This is a genomic window from Citrobacter sp. VF227 (genome assembly GCF_052950715.1).
The window spans coordinates 1-14,385 of the sequence record NZ_JBRFVF010000003.1; the positions used below are offsets into that span (position 1 = coordinate 1).

Below are 14,385 nucleotides of genomic sequence, written 5' to 3' on the forward strand. Positions count from 1 at the left end.
CTACACCCTGGGGGGCGGTGAGACCGCCGCCTCCGTTGCAAAAAAATTCCACCTGACCCTTGACCAGCTGCGCGAAATCAATCAGTTGCGCACCTTCGCACACGGCCTGAACGGTCTGCGGGCCGGGAATGACGTGGACGTGCCGCTGATGACGGCAAGGGATAAAAAAACAGTATCAGGTACATCCACTGCATCCCCCTCCACTGACGGCACATCCGTTCCCCTGCCGGAGGGCGATGAGCAGGTGCAGAAGATGGCAGGTTACGCCTCACAGGCCGGGAGCGTCCTGGCCGCCAGCGTAAAAAGTGAGGCGGTCACGTCCATGGCCCGCGGCCTGGCCACGGGGACTGCCAGCGGTGAAATCCGGCAGTGGCTCAGCCATTTCGGTACTGCCCGCGTGCAGCTGGATGCGGATAAAAACTTCTCCCTGAAGAACTCGCAGTTTGACCTGCTGATACCCCTTTATGACCGGGGGGATAACCTGGTGTTCACGCAGGGCAGTCTGCACCGGACCGACGGCCGGACCCAGGCTAACCTCGGCGCCGGGTTACGCCACTTTATGCCCGGCCACATGCTGGGCGGAAATCTGTTCGGCGACTACGACCTGTCCCGCGACCATGCGCGTGTCGGTGCCGGTCTTGAATACTGGCGTGACTTCCTGAAGCTGGGTGTCAATGGCTACTACCGCCTGACGGACTGGAAAGACTCCCCGGACCGGGCCGACTACGAGGCCCGTCCGGCAAACGGCTGGGATGTCCGGGCGCAGGCCTGGGTGCCGTCCCTGCCGCAGCTGGGTGGCAGGCTGACGTATGAGCAGTACTACGGGAAGGAAGTGGCCCTGTTCGGGGTGGACAACCGGCAGAAGAATCCGCATGCCATAACGGCGGGGATTAACTACACGCCCGTGCCGCTGATTACCCTGGGGGCAGAGCAGCGTCAGGGGCCGTCGGGGAAAAGCGACACGCGACTCACCCTGGACGTGAACTATCAGCTGGGGGTGCCATGGCGTAGTCAGGTCAGTCCGGATGCGGTGGCGGCCATGCGAACCCTCACGGGCAGCCGGTATGACCTGGCGGAGCGTAACAACCATATCGTACTGGAGTACCGTAAGCAGGAGCTGGTAAAGCTGGCTCTGAGTACCGACAGCATTGCCGGCGCAGCCGGCACCACCCACGCCCTGGCTGCCACGGTCAGCTCAAAATACGGGGTGCAGTCTGTCAGTGTGGCCGCTGGTAGCTTCCTGGCGGCGGGCGGCGTGGTGACGCCGCAGGGCACCTCACACTTCAGCCTTACTCTGCCCCCTTACCGGGTAACTCAGCAGGCGCAGGTCGTGAAGAAGGATATCCGCCCGGCTGATGCTACCGACCAGAATATCTACACTCTGACCGTGACCGCAGAGGACCAGCGGGGCAACAGCGCACCGGCAAAATCCGTGACGGTGACTGTCCTGCCGCCCGAACTCAGCATTGAGGGCTCACTTCAGGTGAACAATGACAACGCGCCGGCCGATGGCACGTCTGTCGTGACAGTGACTGCACTGATTGGTGATAGTAACGGCCATATCGTGGCGGACCAGCAGGTGGTGTTCGCCATGTCCTACCCGGATGGTCGTTCTGACACACAGACCGTTGTGACGGATGCGCAGGGCCGGGCGGTTGTGGATATCACTTCCGTGGTGGCCGGTACGACCACCGTGACGGCGACAGTCGGCGCGGTGGCGAAGAGCGTTCCTGTGCATTTTGTGGCCACAGGTATTGTGGCTTCACACTCCACGCTGACGGTGTCGCCGTCTTCTGTTATCGCAGATGGCCGCGCCACGGCCACCCTCAGTCTGCGTGCGAGGGATATCGAGAATAATCCGGTGGCCGGGAAGGCCGCTGAACTGAGCTTCCCGGCCACCGGTGTGAGTGTGAGCATCACGGCGGCTTCGGAATCTCCAGTCGGCTCCGGGCACTACACCGCGCAGATCAGCGGAACGCAGGCCGGTACGGTCACCCTGGGCGTGGCTCTAAGAGGCTCCACAACGGGGGGACTGAGCTCGCCCCTGACTCTGATAGCGGATGACAGCACGGCGGGGATCACCACCCCGGGCGCGGGCCTGACCACGGAGACGGATAACGCCGTGGCCGACGGCACTGCCAGCAACACCGTGAAGGCGGTGGTCGCCGATATCCGCGGCAATCCTGTTGCCGGCGTGGCAGTCGGCTTCAGTGCCGACAACGGTGCCACTATCGCTGGCACTGGCACCACTGGGGCGGACGGCAGCGTGACGCAGTCCCTGACCAGTACCACCGCCGGCCTGAGCACCGTCACCGCGACCGTGAACGGTAGCAGCGCCACCACTGCTACGCACTTTGTGGCCGATGACGGCAACCTGAGTACCATCCTGTCTGCTCTGACGGCGGTCCCGGCCACCATCGTGGCGACCGGGAGGGATGCCTCCCTTATCACTCTTGTGCTGAAGGATGTGAATGGCAACCCGGTCGCCGGACGAGCCGTGACGCTGACCGGCAGCCTGACCGGTACCACTACCGGGGCGGTCACTGACCACGGTGACGGGACCTATACTGCAGAGCTTACCGGCACTGCTGCAGGCAGCACTACTGTCAGCGCGCAGGTGAACGGTAGTGCCTTTGGCGTGTCCCCGGTCACAGTCACGCTGACCGCTCCACCGCCACAGATTATGTCCGGTACGGTCAGCGTGAACGGTGCGACGTTTGCGCTAGACAGCGGCTTTCCGACTACCGGCTTCATGGGCGCGAGTTTCCGGATACAGCCAGGCGGCAGTGATGCGAACAACAACCAGTATATCTGGAGCAGCGACCAGTCCTGGGTTAGCGTGGCCGGTACCGGTGTTGTGACATTCACCGGGACAGCAACCCGCGCCACGAAAACGGTGACCATCACAGCTACCCCGGTGGCTGGAGGCGCGCCGCTGACCTACGCCTTCACCCTTAAGGGCTGGTACATAAATGATGGGGATGCTATACGAAGCTGGTCTGATGCGAACATGTACTGCTCATCGCAGTCGGGTTACAGTTTACCAACCATCGTACAGCTCACAAATGATACATGGCGTAAGTCCTCAGGGGCAAAAGGTCAAGATCAAACTCGGGCGGCAAACGCAGGGCTCTGGAGTGAATGGGGTAACTTAACGTCTTACTCAGGTGCGGGTTTCTCCGGCACTTCTTACTGGTCGTCGGAGCAGAGTTCCAGTGACTATAACTACTACGTCTTCCTTAACGTTGGCGTCGTTTACCATGACGTCAATACCATCATGATCTACTCGGTGTGTCGTCAGGGTCTTTAATCTTTATTTTGTAGTTCTTAGCGTTAGTTTTTTATTTTTAATTATGGTTTTTATGTCCCCCGCGTTTACGCGGGGGACTGAGGAGAATGATGGGAATAAAGGAGAGGTTGTCACGCAGGTGAGACAGAGGGTAAAGCATCAGGCCCAGGCAAATAGGTGACATGACGTCATTTTATTACAATCGGAGACAACCTTTTGAAAAATAACGGTAATATGCGTAATGTGCACCCCGCGAGCAGCAATTTTAATGACGTAGACTTTCATAGCCTACAGGCTCTGTTATGTAATGGTGGTGGTTATTTTAAGCCCTGCAGAAAACCCATTTGATGATTGCCCCTCGCTTTATCATGTGTTTCCAAAAGAAAAACATACTATGCGATAACGTATTAATACGACATATCCCATTAAACCAAAAGTGTTGTCACCTGCCCGGGATTCCTAATTTGAATCACCCCACCACAGGCGCACATTAGCTGCGATTGCATGGTGAGAGCCGGCGTATTGCCGATCATTGTCGTCGTTGAACCGGGCATCCATGGCGCGATGATGGTTGGTATGCATGGCATCGGTGTCAGCATGCCGAACGCCGCCGCGGTTGCGGCAGCAACGGTCGGGTTGGCGAGGCTGTTGCACATCCCGAACGGCAGAATGTTTAGAAACGGTTTGTTATCCATAATATTCGCCATCGGCAGGTTGTTGACGATGGTTCGGCTGGTGGGCAACACGTTCAGGGCGGCAGGCGCTATACCAAACGAGCATTCCAGCATCGCGCCATTACATACGGCAGGACAACTCATGGCAGTACCCCCAATTGCCGCCACAGTCGGCGGGCAGATTCATCGCTGTTAATCAATTCAGAGAGCAGCTCCGGCAGCGGCGTATGCCCCCAGGCATGGGCTCGATACAACAGATAAGGTACCGGGCTGTGCGGTTCGGTACGCGCCAGATAATCTGCCACCTGTTTAATCATCAGATACGCCTCTTCGCGGTGAGCGAACGCTCCGGGGCTGTTTACCGTTGGTACGGCGTCTTGCGAAACCGGTGGCGAGGATTCGGGTAATGCGTTGCCCAGCGCCTGCAGGCTGGTTTTGATTTTTTGCTCCAGCGCGTTGAATGACGGCGCGGAGTCTGCGGGCCAGCTCTGACAGGCACGATCGAGCCGGGCAAGCCATTCAAGGCTTGCCGTCAGCGCCTGAACAATAGATTCTTCCGTGCCAGGTGGCGGAACGTTGGATAATTTTCCCTGCTGCCACTGAGTCAGGGAGATTTTTTCCCCATGCGCCATAAACAGCGGGGCTTCAGCGACCAGCGCGGCATAATGCTGTGCCATCCAGCAGAGCGGGGCGGCACGATAATCATAGTCACCGTCTTTAATTTTCGGGTGCAATTCCTCCGGGTAACGCTCCAGCGCCAATGTGGCTAACGCCAGCGCATCGGGCAAAGCTGTTAAGCCGCGGGTTCGTATCCATGCTTCGCCCAGCCAGCACATGATTACCAGATCCTTACTGATCGTTTTCGTCAGCACAGTGGCGATGTTGGCGACTTCATCCCAGTCGGCACGGCGCGGCGTACTTTGCCAGACACCGGTGGGCAGCGTTTCGTCATCCTGCTGGCGGGCGGCGATCAACTGGTCGAACTCCGGGGAGTAGCGAATCGAGTCGCCACATGGTTTATCGGTCAGAATGGGAGTCAGTAATGCCTGAATATGTTCCATTATTTTCCTCGTGGTAATCCCTGTTCGGTAAGTGGTATCCACGGTAGTGGCGCTTTGCCCTGCGGGTCCAGCAATACGACCTGGCAGAAGACCGTGGCCTGTGCCTGTTTCTGACCATCACCGATCGGGAGCGAAAAGTGCAGCGGCAGCGGTTGGGTGAGCGCGCCGCCAATGCGCTGTTGTTCAATCATTCTCAGCAGTGACCATGTTCCCTGCCAGCGCCAGCGGCCAGTATCACCGCTTACCGTTATACCTGTCTGTGACAGGCCTGGCATTGGACGCCATGTGGAATTGGCTGCCCAGCGCAGACTAAAGTTCAGACTATCGCCGCTGCGCCAGTGCAGGTCAGTTGTGCTGCCGGGGTAGCTAATCGATTGTTGATTGCCGACAAGCCGCCAGTCGGCAATCTGATCGGCCCCTGCCTCGCGGTTACGTGAGGTGCGCCAGATGACTCGTACAGTGACCCCTTCGGGGGAAACCAGCGCAGCAAGAAGCGGTTTTGCCGCCGCCAGTTGTTGAATCAGCGGCGACTGTTCGGAGAGCGATTCCTGCGGTAGTTGCGCGAGCAGAACGGTGAGCTCGCGTACCCGGTCAACATCGGCGTCTGGCGCATGCGGCACGGCAGTAAAGGGGAAATGTCCCGCCAGCCAGACGTTGTACAGCGTGAAGATTTGCTGCACTGCACCAATGCTTGCCTGCTGGCGAAGCTGCTGACATTTTTGCAACGATGTATTGACCAGCGCGTTCAGCGACTGACTATAGAAATCATTGCCGCCGGAGACGCTGAACGGCGCCAGCGTGCTCTGGCAATTCTGCGCATTCATTGCGGGCAGCGTCGCGGCCAGGGTCGTCATTTGCTGCGATGGACTGCCCGGATCCTGCTGCTGAAGTCGCTGCATTGCGCCCAGCGAACTGCTCCAGCGGGCGATAAGCTGGTTGTCGCCCGACGTTAGCCAGGCGCGCTGTCTGTCGAGCCAGTCAATATCGGGCTGATAACGCGTCAGCGCCGTGGATATTTGTTCTGCCTGCGCAGTCGCCCAACCGGCCACTTTTTGGCTGCTGATTTGCGCCTGCTCTGCGCTGGAGTAGTCGATGGCTGGCGGGGTCACCGCCGGTAGGTGCGCCCCACCGTCCTGACGGACCCGGTTAATCACCTGAGCGGCGACTTGCTGGCGTAACGCTGTAGCAAATTGGGGGCGATTAAGCTGGTTAAATGCATCCACGACGCTATCCGCGATGGCGGTACTGATATTGCTGTTCTGCACAGTATCGGGAGCGCCAGTGTAGAGCGCCTGGCGCATGGCGCTTTCCACGGCCTGCTGAGCCAGTAGAGTCAGTCTGGGTCGCCAGATGCTGTCAGGAAGCTGCTGCATAAAACGTTCGTATCCACCATACAGCGCCAGTGCCTGCTGTAGCTGCAGATTCCTAGGGTAGGTCGTTTCGTTCACCGTGGGGTGATGGGTACCAGACTGCCAGAAAGGCTGATTAAGCAGGTCGCGCAGGCTTTTCTGGAGTGCCAGAATATCGGGAGAAACGTTGAAATCACCTTCTGGTGACTGCTCGGTTAATGACGAAAAATGCAGGCGTGAACCATCGACCTGGGCCAGAAAACGCTGGCGCAGCAGAGCTTCGTGGCGCTGGAGATCCTGAATCACGCTGTTGTCAATCAGCCGTAGCGCGCGGGCCTGGGTGAGCAGCTCGTCCAGCGGTAAGCGAATGGGGGAGTGCGTGGCATCGCGGCTCAGATTGTTGATTGTTGTCAGCGTACTCTGCAGGCGGCTGACCTGACGCACCAGCGAACGGACAAACAGCGGCGTTACGTTCGTGCCGTTGCTAAATAGCGTCAGCAATTGTTCAAGCTGCTCCTCGTTGTTATCGAGGCTGGTATTACCGTAATTCTGTTCCAGCCAGCGCATGGCTTCGCGGGAAAATATCTCGCTGTTTTGTTGCGTCAGTTCGCTGGCGTCGGGTAAACGCAGGCCAGACAGATTGAGCGTGGCAAACATCTCGTTCAACGCGTCCTGCGAAGGCAGTGAATCGGTATCGACGGTCACGCCCCAGACGCTGGCACTGGCGTTTGCCAACGTCTGTACAGTGGGTTGCTTCATCTGCATCAATTGTAGCAACGGCAAATAGCGCGACTCCATTTGTTTTGCCACCGTTAGCAAGTGCTGAATTTGCCGGTAACGCTCTTCGGGCAGCAGATCGTCCTGCTCAAAGCCCCTTTCATTTTGATTTTGCAGGCAGATGCTGTTGGTAGCGGGCACCAGCAGGCTGACCAGGGTGACGTTGTTAAACATCTCGCGCAATTTTGTATCGGTACGGCTGAACAGCGAGCCGGGCCAGACGATGGAACGAAACTGCCACTGTGGAATGCCATTGAGAACTCGCCAGTACAGCGTGGTGGAACGCTCACCAGTAATATCGGCGCGGACGGCTGCGGCGAGGATCTGCAGACGATCGTGAAGTAATACAGCATTGGTATATTGATATCGCCAGCTCCAGGTCATGGCGATGAGCCACAGCACGCAAAGACAGCTGTAACAGGCGAGGGTAATGAAATGGCGGCGCAGATTCAGGCGCAACAGACGGCGTACAGGCAGTGCCAGACCGCGTTCTGCGGCGATTTTCCCACTCAGTAGCGACTGACAAAACTGCATCTGCGGCTTGTCGTTGGTCACGGTGCGCGCGACAAACCAGATCCCTCTAAGCAGCGGCGGCTCATCGCGGGCGTTGCTGTTGAACAGGGTGTCGAAATAATCATGCAAAGGCTTGGCAAGCGGTGGGAAAAATTCGGGTAGTCGAAAAAGCGTTGTTGTCGTCTGGCCTTGCAAGGTGCCGAGCTCGGTAATGAGCTGGCGTAGCGATGCCCGTGTGTTATCCAGCGCATCGTCAATCCACTGGGATTGCCAGATAGCTTCTCTGGCGACTGAAATCGCGCTGCCAATGGGGCTAAGGCGAGCATCCTCGGGTAACTGCGCGAGCAGGTCGGCGACGCCCTCCTGTGATTCCAGCCCACTGACCAACAGATAGATGGGCAGGCTCAAGCCGCAAACTTGCTGGATTTGTTGGCAGTGGTTAAGCAGGCTGGCGCGTGTGGCTTCATCGTCCAGCAGCGCTTCCAGCGGTAGGGTGATAATCAAGGCATCCAGCGGGCGCTGAGGGCGGCTTTTTACCAGTGCGGCCAGCATTTTTTGCCAGCCGTTCTGGCGAATAAGGCGTTTTTTTTCCGTTGCTTGCAGCGCTTGCGGAAGACACAGAAGACGGCAGCGTTGGTTAAACCACCACTGCCCGAACCAATACTCCATGCCGTCCGTTAGCGACCAGCTGCGGCAGAGCAGTCGGTTATCGTTTTCATCACCGAGCATCAGAATGCGCATGCTGTCGTAAGGATCCTGGTCGCCGCAGGCGCGTTGGATCTCTTTTTGCGCCCGGTTAAAGGTATCGTTGCGATTTTCCCACTGCCACCAGACGCACCAGACGGTAATTGCCAGCATTACCAGCACGACGATCAACAGAGTCAGCCAGGGTTGGGTCACTTTTTATCTCCCGGACAAGACTGGGTGACCGGAAAGTCAGGCAGCGCGTTTACGCTAATGGCATCTTCAATACTCAGCCATAAACGCTGGCTTACCAACAGCAGCGCCAGCAGGATGATGATGGCGATCAGGTGCAGGCGTGAGTTGTCTGGCAGGCGACGGTGGACCGGGAGCTGTAAGGGGGAACCGAGCGCAGCGGATGCCATCCGTGGCGCAAGAACGCAGGGGTCTGCGTCATACTGAAAAGCAAAATACCAGAGCAAACGGCACGTCTCCAGATGTGTCTGTTGGTCAAAGTCGTCACGTCGGGATCCGAACCCCAGCGTCAGGCCGCGCAGGTAAAGCGCGGCTAAATCACGCAGACCCGGATTACGTTCATTGAGCAGGGCGGTGATCTTGCGGGGGATCCGATCCCCTGCGCTATGGGTTTGCCACAGATGATATTCCAGCGGGCAGTTTTGCCACAGAGCGAGTGCGGGCCAGTCGCTGTAGAGTACGGTCTCATCGATCAACGCGACCAGTGCGTACACGGCGTCATCAATCTGCTGTTGAAAAGGTGCTCCCAGCACGCGTGTCAGACGACGGCTGTACTCCGCCACCCTTTGATTTCCGTATTCAAAAGCCTGGTTATGCAGTTCGGCTGGCGGCAGCGTGCTGCTTTTACAGGCGTCGAACTGTACCAGCCAGTGAGAGAATATCTCATCAAACAGACGGCTGGCGGGCATATCAGGCACCACGTGCATCATGGCGATCCTCCTGGCGATAGAGTATGACCTGCAGCGGCATCACGTTGGTTTCATGCAGCGGAGCAATAACCAGCGGCGCCTCTTTTTCAAACCATTGGGTGGTCAGCGTTAGCGTGAACAGCGCAATGCTGGTGTCGGTTTCCCAGTCGCCCCGTTTCTCGGCTGCCAGCGGTATGATGCTCATGCCGTGCATCCGTTGTCGGCGCAGGATTGGCAAAAATGGTTGGCTGGCGATCAGACTCTGCTGTAACCAGATTTCAGCCCTCGATGCGTCACCGGTGGGCATCAGAATGCCAACCACGATCTGCTCTTCGGCATAAATATCCGGCGGGAGTTGCAGTGAAAAATAGCTGTCCAGTTTGCTGAAATTAAGTCGTTGATAGCGGCGATGTATATACGAGAGTTGCGTTTTCAACAGGGCGAAAAGCGCTGCAAATCCGGGCTGCATATTCTGGTAATCAAAGGTCGGCAGCAGGGGCAGCGTTTTTTCCTGGGTGAGGATCGCTGTCTGGCCGATGAACAGGCACAGTGCCTGCCAGAGATCCTGCGGATGCGTCTGCGCGCGGTTAATCAGGCTTTCCAGCAGCGGCAGCGCAGACTGAATGCTCTGTAACGACAGCGCCAGCCATAGCCAGTCGTTAGTGCGTTGACTCTGTTGCGCCAGTTGCATTTCCCGGCTCAGAAACAAACTTTTTTCCCGAGCCTGCAAACAAAGTTGTCGCGTATGTCGCGAAAGATAGCTCTCTTCGTTGACTCTGGGCGCTGGCGGAAACCATTCGCTCTGACGAAAACCGCCTTCGGTATAGATGACCTGCAGGAGCGGCAGGCAGATAAAATCCGCGCGTTCATTTGAGCACACCAGACGCGGCGCAGCTTGCCAGATTGGAATGCTTTCGGGAAATTCGCCGCTGCTCAGGTCAGGGAGCGGAGCGCTGTTGATGGAGCGGTAGCGATCCTTCATTGGCTGCCACTGTCCGGCACGGTTTCGTGGGGGCAGCGCCAGCCAGAGTATATGCTCACTGTCCGGTGCGGCAGGCAGTAAACGGGCGCAGTCAAACTCCAGCGGTGAATCGTCGCTAATGTCGTATCGGATTGGCGTACCGTCAGGCATGATCGCCTCAAGATGTAAAACGCGTAACGACCCGGCACATAGCGCCGCGTCGTCAATCTGTAGCCGGTTGACGCCCCAGAACCAGGGATTAGCACACTGTACCAGTGCCGTGGAAAGCGTTTCATTGCGCAGTACCTGCAACTGGAAATGCTGCGGCAGCATTGCCATTCCTTCATACCAGCAAACCATTGCCGGAATTGTGCTCATAGTACTTTCCTTGTTCAGGGGACCAGGACTGCTTCATCCGTCATGAGTAACAGATGCAGTGAATCTGTTTTTTCCAGTCTTAAGCGGTGTTCTCCTGCGCTGCGGTAGCGGGCAAACAGCAGCATTGCCTCTGCCTTAACGCCCTGCAGTGGGGAGTTTTTGGTCACAAAACGTGAATCCGGCACCAGCTCCAGCGACCAGACGTGCAGCCCGTCAGGACTATCGCGCAGGAGTTGTGATTTGGCGTTAAACCACTGTGTCGCACTAAGCGATTGTACGGTTGGCAGCAACGCGTTATCGGTAATCGCGACAATATCCACTGCGACGGGCGTGTTATCGTTTGCATCTGCTACGGTTTCAATGACCACATCATTAAATGCCACACGGTTTTGCCACAATGAACAGCCGCTACTCAGTAAAATTAATACACTGAATAATATTATATTGGCTGAATGGCATGGCCCGTTTTTCATATAAAATCCTTTTATATCATCTTTAAGAATGTAATTAATGGCGGAGGTTGTTTTTTTGACTTAAATCATCATTAGGTGAATCTCAAACATTAAAATTCGTTAACATTTAAATATTAATTAAATTTATATTTTCAGTGTAAAGTATTATTTTGCAATCTCATAGTAACTCATTGATTTTTATTTATTAATTTTGTCTTGATTTGGTTGATTGATTTTTATCAAATGATTTGTTTTTTTGTGTGGAAAGTAAAAAATCAAGTTGATATTTATTGGGTGCTGTGCTTTTAATATTGCAGGTAGTTATTCATGAATATTACTTTTCGAATAACGGTGCGGCAAATATCGTACCAGGGATACTATTGCATTAAAAAGGATTAAATATGGCCGAGAGCATACAGCATAAACTCAACCGTATTAGGCCGCCACGCGTACAAATAACGTATGATGTGGAAACGGGTGGGGCGATTGAGAAGAAAGAACTGCCTCTAGTGGTCGGTATTTTAGCGGATTTATCCGGCCAGCCAGCCTCCCCTCCGGAGAAATTACGCGAGCGGCGGTTTGTCGAAATCGATCGTGATAATTTCGATGATGTGCTTTCCTCAATTTCACCTCGTCTGGCGATACAGGTTGAAAATCGTCTGGATAATGATGGCTGCAAATTGAACGTTGAGCTGCACTTTAACGAGTTCGGCGATTTTTCTCCACTCAGTATTATCAATCAGGTTAAACCCCTCCAGCGTCTCTTCCTTGCCCGCCAACGCTTGCGCGATCTGCTCACCAAACTGGATGGTAACGACGATTTGGATGCGTTGTTGCAGCAGGTGGTAAACGACAATGCCGAACTTCAGGCATTAAGGCCCGCAGCGGCAGAAAAACCGGCTGAAAACGCGTAACTGAATCAGGAGAAGAACAATGGACAATGTTCAGGAACAAGCTGAAAGCGGCGGACAGACGGTCACGCTGAGCGTGCTGGATCGCATTATCCAGGAAGGGCGGATGGCGCGCGATGAGCTGCAACAGACCTACGCGCGTGACATGCTGGAAGAGCTGGCGACGCAAATTCTTGATGAAGGTATGGCGATAGGGAGCGATACCTTGGCGATGATCAACCACCGCATCGCGCAAATCGACGAACTTATCAGCGGTCAGTTGAATGAGGTGCTGCACCACCCGGATATGCAGAAACTGGAGGCATCCTGGCGCGGGCTGCACCAGTTTGTGATGAATACGGAGACCAGCACCCGACTGAAATTACGTCTGCTGAACTTGTCGCGCAAAGAACTGCAGGACGATTTGGAAAAAGCGGTCGAGTTCGATCAGAGCACGTTGTTCAAGAAATTGTATGAGGATGAGTACGGTACTTTTGGTGGGAATCCCTATAGCGTGCTGGTGGGCGACTTCGAGTTTGGCCGTCATCCGCAGGATGTGGCGCTGCTGGAGAAAATATCTCAGGTCGCGGCGGCCGCTCATGCGCCGTTTATCGCCGCAGCCAGCCCACGCTTGTTTGATATGGGATCGTTCGCTGAGCTGAGCTTACCACGCGATCTGGCGAAAATCTTCGAAAGCACCGAGCTGATCAAATGGCGGGCATTCCGGGACAGCGACGACTCGCGCTATGTCTCGCTGGTGCTACCGCACGTATTGCAGCGCCTGCCTTACGGTCCGGATACGGTGCCGGTGGATGGGGTTAACTTTATCGAGGACGTCAACGGCATGGATGCCAGCAAATACCTGTGGGGAAATGCCGCATGGGTACTGGCCAATCGCATTACCGAGGCGTTTGCCTTATATGGCTGGTGCGCCGCAATTCGTGGCGCGGAAGGCGGCGGACTGGTGGAAGATCTCCCTGCGCATACCTTCTCCACGCCATCCGGCGATATCAGTCTGCGCTGTCCGACGGAGATAGCCATTACCGATCGTCGCGAAAAAGAGCTGAACGATCTTGGGTTCATCGCGTTGTGTCATAAAAAGAATACAAATACTGCCGCGTTCTTTGGCGGGCAAACCACCAATCAGGCAAAAATCTACAACACGCCTGAAGCCAACGCCAACGCGCGGATCTCGGCGATGCTGCCTTACGTCTTTGCCGCCTCCCGCTTTGCGCACTATCTGAAGGTCATTATGCGCGATAAAGTCGGTAGTTTTTTGAGTCGCGAAGATGTTGAGCGATTCCTCAATAACTGGATTGCCAGCTACGTGCTACTCAGCGACACCGCACCGCAGGAGATCAAGGCACAGTATCCGTTGCGCGAAGCAAGGATAGACGTACTGGATGTTCCCGGCAAACCCGGTGTCTATCGCGCGGTGGTATTCCTGCGCCCTCATTTCCAACTGGAAGAATTGACCACATCTATCCGCCTGGTTGCGGAATTGCCACCGCCAGTATCGGCTTAATTGCATAAGGGAAGATTCTATGGATGCTATTTTTTTAAAGATTGATCCGATCAAAGGTGACAGCAACGTCGATGGATATGTAGACCAAATCGAAATTATGTCCTTCAGCCATAATGTGGCGATGCAGGTTACTAATGATGTGAGTAACACCAACCGTACGTCTGGTCGGGCGCATGTGGGGGAGATGTCCCTGACCAAATTTGTCGATATTTCCACTCCTGAGCTTAATCTTTACTGCTGTTCCGGGAAAATGATTACCCAGGCGGTATTAACGCTATGTCGCAACGATGGCGACTCGGTGCTGCCGTTTATTGTCTATACCCTCGACAACGTATTGATTTCACATATCAGCGTCAGCGGCGGCTCGGGTGGTAAACCTGTTGAAACGCTATCGCTAAACTTCAGCAAAATTAAATGGGAATTGAAGGCCCAAAAATTAGAAGGGGCGGAGAAAGGTGCGGCGGCGTCGGCCTGGGATATGGCGATGAACAAGAAACCGTAACCTGAGGTGATGTCCATGTCGCTACCCGTCGCGCTGCTCGACAGGTTGATGGATGAAAACGTTACGCCGCGCGAATCGGTGTGTCGGGAGTTGAGGCGATTGTTCAACTCCCGAGCCCCGGCGGGTGGTGACGAGTTACCGCTGCTGCTTGCCTGGGGCGCCCCGGAATGGCATGGGCTGAACGCGGGCGATGAACGCGTGCTTAACGGATATTGTCGTCGACTTCGCGCAGCCATTTTACGCAACGAGCCGCGGATACAGGTGCTAACTGTCAGCGTGAAAGATGCGCATCATCAGATGCTGGCGCTGCGCATTGAAGCGATGCTGTGGAACGATGACGACCCGTTGACGCTGAGTCTGGCGTATCAAAACGGCAGTTGGCAATAACC

At 55.7% G+C, this 14,385-nt stretch carries 11 protein-coding genes; 5 read left to right on the plus strand and 6 right to left on the minus strand.

Annotated features, from left to right (window positions below):
- Positions 1–3,310, plus strand: a 3,310-nt coding sequence (locus ACU8YC_RS12340; RefSeq protein WP_446895381.1) for an inverse autotransporter beta domain-containing protein, incomplete at its 5' end; no start/stop codon positions are given.
- Positions 3,311–3,714: 404 nt separating this feature from the next.
- Here the strand turns inward: ACU8YC_RS12340 and ACU8YC_RS12345 are convergent.
- From ACU8YC_RS12345 to ACU8YC_RS12370, 6 genes are read right to left on the minus strand one after another with little or no spacing between them, the layout of a single operon-like run.
- Positions 3,715–4,107 carry a DUF4280 domain-containing protein gene (locus tag ACU8YC_RS12345; protein ID WP_446895382.1) on the minus strand — a complete coding sequence of 131 codons (393 nt, stop codon included), beginning with the start codon at positions 4,105–4,107 and terminating at the stop codon, positions 3,715–3,717.
- Positions 4,104–5,024, minus strand: a complete 921-nt coding sequence (locus ACU8YC_RS12350) for a type VI secretion system protein TssA (protein ID WP_446895383.1) — start codon at positions 5,022–5,024, stop codon at positions 4,104–4,106. The genes ACU8YC_RS12345 and ACU8YC_RS12350 overlap by 4 nt, the downstream gene beginning before the upstream one ends.
- Positions 5,024–8,563 (minus strand): type VI secretion system protein, encoded by a 3,540-nt coding sequence (locus ACU8YC_RS12355; RefSeq protein WP_446895384.1) that lies wholly within the window; start codon positions 8,561–8,563, stop codon positions 5,024–5,026. The genes ACU8YC_RS12350 and ACU8YC_RS12355 overlap by 1 nt, the downstream gene beginning before the upstream one ends.
- The gene (locus ACU8YC_RS12360; protein WP_446895385.1) at positions 8,560–9,309 is read right to left on the minus strand and encodes a DotU family type IV/VI secretion system protein; all 750 of its coding nucleotides are present in this window, start codon (positions 9,307–9,309) and stop codon (positions 8,560–8,562) included. The genes ACU8YC_RS12355 and ACU8YC_RS12360 overlap by 4 nt, the downstream gene beginning before the upstream one ends.
- On the minus strand, positions 9,290–10,627 hold the full coding sequence (gene tssK, locus ACU8YC_RS12365) for a type VI secretion system baseplate subunit TssK (protein ID WP_446895386.1): 1,338 nt from the start codon (positions 10,625–10,627) through the stop codon (positions 9,290–9,292). Before tssK ends, ACU8YC_RS12360 begins: the two co-directional genes overlap by 20 nt.
- Positions 10,628–10,641: 14 nt before the next feature.
- Positions 10,642–11,010, minus strand: a complete 369-nt coding sequence (locus tag ACU8YC_RS12370; RefSeq protein WP_446895387.1) for a T6SS protein Cts2N — start codon at positions 11,008–11,010, stop codon at positions 10,642–10,644.
- A gap of 470 nt (positions 11,011–11,480) precedes the next feature.
- Between ACU8YC_RS12370 and tssB the strand changes: the two genes are divergently transcribed.
- Genes tssB through ACU8YC_RS12390 form a run of 4 tightly spaced genes read left to right on the plus strand, consistent with a single transcriptional unit; the run spans position 11,481 to position 14,383 of the window.
- On the plus strand, positions 11,481–11,993 hold the full coding sequence (gene tssB / locus ACU8YC_RS12375) for a type VI secretion system contractile sheath small subunit (RefSeq protein WP_446895388.1): 513 nt from the start codon (positions 11,481–11,483) through the stop codon (positions 11,991–11,993).
- 19 nt (positions 11,994–12,012) lie between these two features.
- Positions 12,013–13,494: a type VI secretion system contractile sheath large subunit gene (tssC, locus tag ACU8YC_RS12380; protein WP_446895389.1), complete on the plus strand. Its 1,482-nt coding sequence runs from the start codon at positions 12,013–12,015 to the stop codon at positions 13,492–13,494.
- Between the two features lie 19 nt (positions 13,495–13,513).
- Complete coding sequence (locus ACU8YC_RS12385; RefSeq protein WP_446895390.1) at positions 13,514–13,996, plus strand: Hcp family type VI secretion system effector; 483 nt, start codon at positions 13,514–13,516, stop codon at positions 13,994–13,996.
- A gap of 9 nt (positions 13,997–14,005) precedes the next feature.
- A complete protein-coding gene (locus ACU8YC_RS12390; protein WP_446895391.1) occupies positions 14,006–14,383 on the plus strand; it encodes a GPW/gp25 family protein in 378 nt (125 codons plus the stop codon).
- The last annotated feature ends 2 nt before the right edge of the window (positions 14,384–14,385 follow it).

Bases quoted from the DNA above. Each gene is read 5' to 3' on its own strand.
- ACU8YC_RS12345 (WP_446895382.1), bottom strand. From the start codon at position 4,107: ATGAGTTGTCCTGCCGTATGTAATGGCGCGATGCTGGAATGCTCGTTT.
- ACU8YC_RS12350 (WP_446895383.1), bottom strand. From the start codon at position 5,024: ATGGAACATATTCAGGCATTACTGACTCCCATTCTGACCGATAAACCA.
- ACU8YC_RS12360 (WP_446895385.1), bottom strand. From the start codon at position 9,309: ATGATGCACGTGGTGCCTGATATGCCCGCCAGCCGTCTGTTTGATGAG.
- tssK (WP_446895386.1), bottom strand. From the start codon at position 10,627: ATGAGCACAATTCCGGCAATGGTTTGCTGGTATGAAGGAATGGCAATG.
- tssB (WP_446895388.1), top strand. From the start codon at position 11,481: ATGGCCGAGAGCATACAGCATAAACTCAACCGTATTAGGCCGCCACGC.
- tssC (WP_446895389.1), top strand. From the start codon at position 12,013: ATGGACAATGTTCAGGAACAAGCTGAAAGCGGCGGACAGACGGTCACG.
- ACU8YC_RS12385 (WP_446895390.1), top strand. From the start codon at position 13,514: ATGGATGCTATTTTTTTAAAGATTGATCCGATCAAAGGTGACAGCAAC.
- ACU8YC_RS12390 (WP_446895391.1), top strand. From the start codon at position 14,006: ATGTCCATGTCGCTACCCGTCGCGCTGCTCGACAGGTTGATGGATGAA.